The sequence below is a fragment of the Nocardioides caldifontis genome, assembly GCF_008087345.1.
Classification (GTDB): Bacteria; Actinomycetota; Actinomycetes; order Propionibacteriales; family Nocardioidaceae; genus Marmoricola_A; species Marmoricola_A caldifontis.
This window is the reverse complement of sequence record NZ_ML701737.1, coordinates 494,089-500,883: the sequence shown is the minus strand read 5'-3', so window position 1 is coordinate 500,883 and position 6,795 is coordinate 494,089. Positions and strand designations below refer to the sequence as shown.

Genomic DNA, 6,795 nt, shown 5'->3' with positions numbered 1-6,795 from the left:
CCGCGCACAGGCCGTCGACACCAGGACGACCGAGGAGGTGACCGACCAGCCGACCCTGCCGGCCATCACGGCCTGAACTACAACGACGAAGGATCAGACTTCGTACACCACCTCAGCGGACTTGACCCGCGCCGGTCGAGCGGGAGTACGGCGGACGGCTCCACCGCAGGTGAACGAACTTTCACCGATCTGTGGTCCGTAGTGGTGAAATTTCGATCAGGTGCGCGATCCAGGACAGCTCGTCCGCCGTACGGCGTCGGAGGCGCGCGGCACCTCGTAACCGAACCCGGTTCGGGTCGTTGCACGGAGCGTGTGACGCAGACCATCCCGGGGCGGTGTGGGCGTCACGCTCCTCACGAGGGGAGACCGGCGCGCAGCCGGGAGCGGGGGCCGCGTCCCGCACACGGGCGGGCCCCCGCACGCGCGCCACGAGGGGCGGCTCAACACCCGCGGCCGCGCCACGAGGGGCGGCTCAACACCTTCAGGCCGCGGCGGTCATCGCGGCGGGCAGCGTGAAGGTGATCGCGGTGCCGGACGTCGGGTGGTCCTCCACGAGGATCTCCCCGCCGTGCCGCTCGACGGCCCGCTTGCAGATGGCGAGCCCGAGGCCGGTGCCCGGGTAGGAGTGGGCGGCGCGGTAGAAGGTCTCGAAGACCCGGTGCCGGGCCTCGGCGGGGATCCCGATCCCGTTGTCCGCGACGGTGACCGCGAGCATGTCGCCACGAGGACGGCTGGTGACGCGGATGTGCGGGTCGACGCCGGGAGCGACGTACTTCGCGGCGTTCCGCAGCAGGTTGGTCAGCGTCTGCTTCGTCAGCGTGGGGTCGGCGACGACGGTGCCGAGCTCGTCGTGCTCGACGGTGACCGGGCGGTCGAGCTCGCTGTCGAGCTCCGCGACGAGCCCGCCGACGAGGTCGTCGAGGTCGAGCTCCTCCGTGCCGAGCTTGCGGGCGGTGGTGCGGCTGTAGTCGAGCAGGTCGTCGATGAGCCGGTTCATCCGGAACGCCGCGGCGAGCATCCGCTCGAGCCCGTCCTGCTGACGGGCCGGCTCGTCCTCCATCTGGAGCAGCTCGCCCCAGGCCACGATGCTGGTGAGCGGGCTCTTGAGGTCGTGGGCGACGATGCCGGCGAACGACTGGAGCTCGGCGAGCTGCGCCTGCTGCGTAGTGACGTCCTGGGAGAGCAGTACGACGGAGTCGGGGGCCCCGGGCCCGCCGGCCAGCGGGGCCGCGCTCACCGACTGGACGGACTCGCGCCCGGTCACCGGGTGGACGTGCAGGTACGGGTGGCCGTGCACGGTCTCACCCTTCAGCGCCCGCGCGAACAGCGACCCCTCGGGGTCGACGGAGGAGCGGTCGAGCTCCTGGAAGCCGAGGGTGATCTCCTCGATGTGGCGCAGTGGGCGGCCGCGGCCCACCAGCCGGTCGGCGGCGGGGTTGCTCATCACCACGCGACCGTCGGCGCCGACCACGAGGATCGACTCGTTCACGGTGGCGGCGACGGCGCGGAACAGCTCGGCCTGCTCGCGGGCCTCGGCCTCGGAGTGCGCCAGCCGGCGCGCGACCGCGCGGTGCTCGCGCACGCTCAGCGAGAGCAGCAGCGCCAGCATGGTCCCGGCGGCGGCGAAGAGCTGGACGACGGCGGTCTGCTGGAACTCGCCCGGCAGCTCGCTGAACGGTCCGAACCCGGCGAGCGTCGCCAGGGCGGCGCCAGTTGCATAGACCAGCGACGCACCGGCTGCGACCAGCGGCGAGAAGCGATACCCGGCCCACGTCGCGCCGGCGAGGCAGCCGAACGACAGCGCGGCGCCCTCGGTCGACCCGAAGACGACCCAGCCGAAGGCGACGCTGGCCACGAAGTGCGCGAGCAGCTCCAGCCGTACGGCGGTCCGCGTGCGACCGACGTCGTCGGGACCGTTGGCGAGCCGGTCGAGAAGCAGCAGCAGGACCGAGCCGACGATGACGGTGCCTGCGGCGTTCCGAGCCACCCACGCCCACAGCAGCTCGAACTGCCACCGGCTGCTCCAGCTCGCGGCGGCGGCGCCGAGCGGCGCGGTGACGGCGGCGCCGGCGACCGCGGCGACCACGAGGTCGACGGCGTCGCGGGTCGAGCCGAGCCACCGGTCGTCGATGCGCCGGGAGCGGAGCGCCTCGAGGAGGCCGGCGGTCGCGAGGCCGAGCGCCGCGTGGGCCACCCCGGCGAGGACCAGCGGTCCCGCGGCGATGCCGAACGGGGCACCGGTGAGCGCGACGAGCGCGCCGGTCGCGATCGCGGCGGCGACCCGCTGGCGCAGCGTCGGGAGCGTGAGGAGCCAGACCAGGGCGACGCCGGCGGCGGGCCACACGAGCGAGAGGGATCCCTCGTGCGGGGCGGACATCCGGCCGAGGAAGGCCAGGACCGCGTAGACGGGGAGGACGACCGAGCTGCGCAGCGGCACGCCGAGGATGCGCGCGGGCACGTTCGCGGGCACAGGTCACCTCCTGGTACGGCGCCGTTCTGGACCGGACCTCTCCAGGGAACCGCACGAAAGGTCCCTTGGAGGAGGTTTCGGGTAGATGGTCCCGCGACTTGACCGTTCGGGCGAGGGGCATTGTCCGGTTGAATGACCCCGTGCCGACACCCACCTCGCCCCGTCCGGAGGGGTGCTGAGTGGCCCGGCCCGCCGACCTCGTGGTCGACGAGACCCCGCTCGACGGGCCGCGGATCGACGTGGCGTCCCGGATCGGGTGGCTGCTCCGGATCAGCCGGCAGGTCGCCGGCGTCTCGCTCGCCGACGTGGCCGACCGGCTCGCTGAGGCGGCGGGGGTGCGCACCTCGGTCGCTGCGCTGAGCCGGCTCGAGCGGTCCGGCGGGCGCAACGGCCAGGTGGTGGACGCTTACGAGGCGGCGCTCGACCTCGAGCCCAGCCGGCTGCGGGCGCCGATCGAGCTGATGTGCCGGGCGTTCTCGCCCTACGCCCCGGTCGACCGGGCGCCGCTCCCGGCCGGGCGTGCGTCGCTGAGCCGGTTCGACGCGCTTGTCGCGGCCGCGGAGGGACCCGCGCCGACGGGTGGTGAGTGGCTGTCGCTCGCCCGGGAGCACGACGAGTCCCGGCCGTTCGGGGTGACGGGGCCGAGGATGGCGGCGCTGGTCGAGAAGCTCGCCGACGAGACCGGGCGCTCGGTGGGCATCGCGTTCATCGCCCGGCGCGAGACGCTGCGCCGGCTGCGCTGCTCGCCGTACGGCGACCTCATCGAGGACCTCGCCCGGCAGCGGCTGGCCGAGCCCGACACCCAGGCCCACGTCGACCTGCTCAGCGTCCTGGCGGAACGGCCCACGCCCAGCGTGATGGCGCTGGCGGCGTCGGCCCTCGGGTCGGACTCGTTCCTCGCCGCCCGCGGCGCCGGGCTGGCGTTCGAGCGGATGCGGGACGTCGCGACGCTCGGGCCGGCGGAGTGGAGCGCGGTGGTGCAGGCGGTGGCGAGCGCGGCGCGGCGCGCGGTCGGCGATCCGCACCGCGAGGCGGTGCTCGGCTCGGTGCTGCACACCATGCCGGCGCCGTTCCGCCAGGAGGTCGTCGCCACCCTCGACGTCCCGCTCGCGCCGCCGCGGGTGCCGGCGGGGTGGACGACGACGCGGCGCAACCAGCACTACGGCTACGCCGAGGAGCTCGGCCGGACGGTGGCCCGGGAGGTCGGGGTCCCGGAGCAACCGATGCTGACGCGGCTGCTCTTCGAGGTGCTGTACGACTTCCGGTTGCCCCGGGCGATGAGCGCCGGCGCGGTGCTGCTCGCCTCACCGTTCCACCGGGCGCTGCCGCGGGCGCTGGAGCAAGCCGTGCTGGACGCTCCCGACGGGACGACGCGTGCCGGGGCGCTGAGCACTCCGCTGCAGGTGCCGATGGACTGGGGCGACCTCGACCTGCCGCGGTGGTTCGCGATCGGGGCGACGGAGGTCGACGCGGGCGCGCTGGTCGTCGCCGGGCAGGGCGGGGTCGCGGTGCCGGAGGAGCGGCTGGCCGCCGCGCTCGAGCACCCGATGCTGCGCGACCGGGCGACCTACGCCGCCGGCATGGCGCAGCACCCCGTGCTGGCGCGGTGGGCGGCGGACGAGACGCTGCCGAACCGGGTGCGCACCGCGGCGCGCTGGTGGCTCGATCGGGGCGGCCGGATCACCCGCTGAGAGCACCCGCTGGCCGGCGTTGTTCCACCTTGGGTGATGTCTGCAACAACCGCGGTCCGCGCCGCGAGCCGTCCTACCCTCGTAGCAGTCGGGGGTGAGCCGTCGCATCGGATGGACGGGGGGCCGGTGCGACGGCTCCGGGCCGTCAGGTGCCTTCGAGCAGGGCGACGTCGGCGTCGACCATGATCCGCGCCAGGTCGCCTGCGTGGGTCTGTGCCTTCCACCCGAGCACCCGGTGGGCCTTCGAGGCGTCGCCGATCAGCGCGTGCACCTCGGCCGGCCGTTGGAACCGCTCGTCGACGCGCACGTGGTCGCGCCAGTCGAGCCCGGCGTGGTCGAACGCCGTCTCGACGAATTCGCGGACGGTCGTCCCCGTCCCGGTCGCGAGCACGAAGTCGGTCGGCTCCTCGTGCTGGAGCATCAGCCACATCCCCTCGACGTACTCCGGGGCGTAGCCCCAGTCGCGCACCGCGTCGAGGTTGCCCAGCGCGAGCTCGTCCTGCAGCCCGACCTTGATCCGCGCGACCGCGCGGCTGATCTTGCGGGTGACGAAGTTCTCCCCGCGCCGCGGCGACTCGTGGTTGAAGAGGATCCCGGAGACCGCGAAGAGGTCGTAGGCCTCCCGGTAGTTGATGGTGCACCAGTGGGCGAACACCTTGCTGGTGCCGTACGGCGAGCGCGGGTGGAACGTGGAGTCCTCGTGCTGCGGCGGAGGGGTCCGCCCGAACATCTCCGAGGTGGACGCCTGGTAGAAGCGGCAGTCGAGCTTCGCCGCCCGGATCGCCTCGAGCAGCCGGACGGTGCCGCCGCCGTTGGTGGAGGCGGTGTACTCCGGCATGTCGAAGGAGACCTGCACGTGGCTCATCGCGGCGAGGTTGTAGACCTCGTCGGGGCGGACGTCGGCGACGATCCGGCTCAGGGCGAGCCCGTCGTTGAGGTCGCCATGGTGCAGGTGCAGGTTGTCTGTCGCGGTGCCGTCGTAGACCGCGTCGGCGCGCTCGTCCCCGAGCCGCTCGGTGTTGGAGGTGGAGGCGCGCCGCACGATGCCGTGCACCTCGTACCCCTTCGCGAGGAGCAGGTCGGCGAGGTAGGAGCCGTCCTGGCCGGTGATCCCGGTGATGAGTGCACGCTTCATGGTGCCGAGAAGCATAGGTCACGCTCAGGCGTCCGGATTGTGGACGTAGCGACCGCATGTTGAGACATCGGTTTCGTGGTCAGTCAGCCGCCGCCTAGTCTCGCACCGTGTTCTCGACCATGCTGACGCGCCGCCGGGCAGTGGACCACTGCCGTGTGCGGTCGTCCCTGTGTCGAGCCTGCTGAGCCCTCGGCCTCCGCGGCTCCAGCCGCCCCGATCGTTCGCAGGCGATCTCCGCCCGAGCACGAGACCCTGCGGTCCCGCCCTGCTCGACGTCGCGGGACCCGTGACAGAGAACCCTCACCGGGACCGACCCGGTGGCTGAAAGGACAACACATGAGCCGCGAGAACGCACTCGTCAGCGCCGCCTGGGTCGAGGAGCACCTCGACGACGACGGCATCGTGCTGGTCGAGGTCGACGAGGACACCACGTCGTACGACGGTGGCCACATCAAGGGCGCCATCAAGCTCGACTGGACGACGGAGCTGCAGGACCAGGTCCGCCGCGACTTCGTGAACAAGCAGCAGTTCGAGGCGTTGCTGTCGGAGAAGGGCGTCAGCAACGACGACACCGTCGTGCTGTACGGCGGCAACAACAACTGGTTCGCCGCCTACGCCTACTGGTACTTCAAGCTCTACGGCCACGAGAACGTCAAGCTCCTCGACGGCGGCCGCAAGAAGTGGGAGCTCGACGGCCGCGAGCTGGTCCAGGAGGTCCCGACCCGGGAGAAGACCAGCTACACCGCGAAGGAGCAGGACCACTCGATCCGCGCCTTCCGCGACGAGGTCGTCGAGGCGATCGGCGTGAAGAACCTGATCGACGTGCGCAGCCCCGACGAGTTCGCCGGCCGGCTGATGGCCCCGGCGCACCTCCCGCAGGAGCAGGCCCAGCGCGCCGGCCACATCCCGACCGCGGGCAACGTGCCGTGGAGCAAGGCGGCCAACGACGACGGCACCTTCAAGTCCGACGAGGAGCTGCGCCAGCTCTACAAGGACGCCGGGCTCGACGAGTCGAAGGACACGATCGCCTACTGCCGCATCGGTGAGCGCTCGTCGCACACCTGGTTCGTGCTCAAGGAGCTCCTCGGCTACGAGAACGTCAAGAACTACGACGGCTCGTGGACCGAGTACGGCTCCCTCGTCGGCGTCCCCGTCGTCCTCGGCGACGAGCCGGGCAACGCCTGATGTGCGGCGCGACGAAGGGCGGCGTCTCCCTCGACGGGGTCGACGTCGCCAAGGAGGCGATCGTCCAGGGCGTGGTGACGAGGAGCGGTGAGCCGGTGAGCCCGGCGTACGTCCGGCTCCTCGACCGCTCGGGCGAGTTCACCGCGGAGGTGCCGACCTCGGCGACCGGGCAGTTCCGGTTCTTCGCCGCCCCGGGCGAGTGGACGCTCCGCGTGCTGGCCCCGCAGAACGACGCGGTCGACCGCAAGGTCGTCGCGACGCGGGGCGAGATCGCCGAGCTGGAGATCGACCTGGCCTGACACCGGGAGCGCACG

At 72.5% G+C, this 6,795-nt stretch carries 5 protein-coding genes; 3 read left to right on the top strand and 2 right to left on the bottom strand.

Going from position 1 to position 6,795, the window contains the following annotated elements; genetic code table 11:
- Positions 1-481: 481 nt before the first annotated feature.
- A complete protein-coding gene (locus FIP57_RS08145) occupies positions 482-2,470 on the bottom strand; it encodes a sensor histidine kinase (protein ID WP_148573013.1) in 1,989 nt (662 codons plus the stop codon).
- A gap of 179 nt (positions 2,471-2,649) precedes the next feature.
- Between FIP57_RS08145 and FIP57_RS08140 the strand changes: the two genes are divergently transcribed.
- Positions 2,650-4,161 (top strand): hypothetical protein, encoded by a 1,512-nt coding sequence (locus tag FIP57_RS08140; RefSeq protein WP_148573012.1) that lies wholly within the window; start codon positions 2,650-2,652, stop codon positions 4,159-4,161.
- 145 nt (positions 4,162-4,306) lie between these two features.
- Here FIP57_RS08140 and gmd read toward each other — a convergent pair whose 3' ends face one another.
- Entirely contained in the window at positions 4,307-5,296 is a 990-nt protein-coding gene (gene gmd / locus FIP57_RS08135; RefSeq protein WP_148573011.1) for a GDP-mannose 4,6-dehydratase, read from the bottom strand.
- Positions 5,297-5,632: 336 nt separating this feature from the next.
- Here gmd and FIP57_RS08130 point away from each other — a divergent pair, with 336 nt between their 5' ends.
- Positions 5,633-6,481 (top strand): sulfurtransferase, encoded by an 849-nt coding sequence (locus FIP57_RS08130; protein ID WP_148573010.1) that lies wholly within the window; start codon positions 5,633-5,635, stop codon positions 6,479-6,481.
- A complete protein-coding gene (locus tag FIP57_RS08125; RefSeq protein WP_148573009.1) occupies positions 6,481-6,780 on the top strand; it encodes a DUF1416 domain-containing protein in 300 nt (99 codons plus the stop codon). The genes FIP57_RS08130 and FIP57_RS08125 overlap by 1 nt, the downstream gene beginning before the upstream one ends.
- The last annotated feature ends 15 nt before the right edge of the window (positions 6,781-6,795 follow it).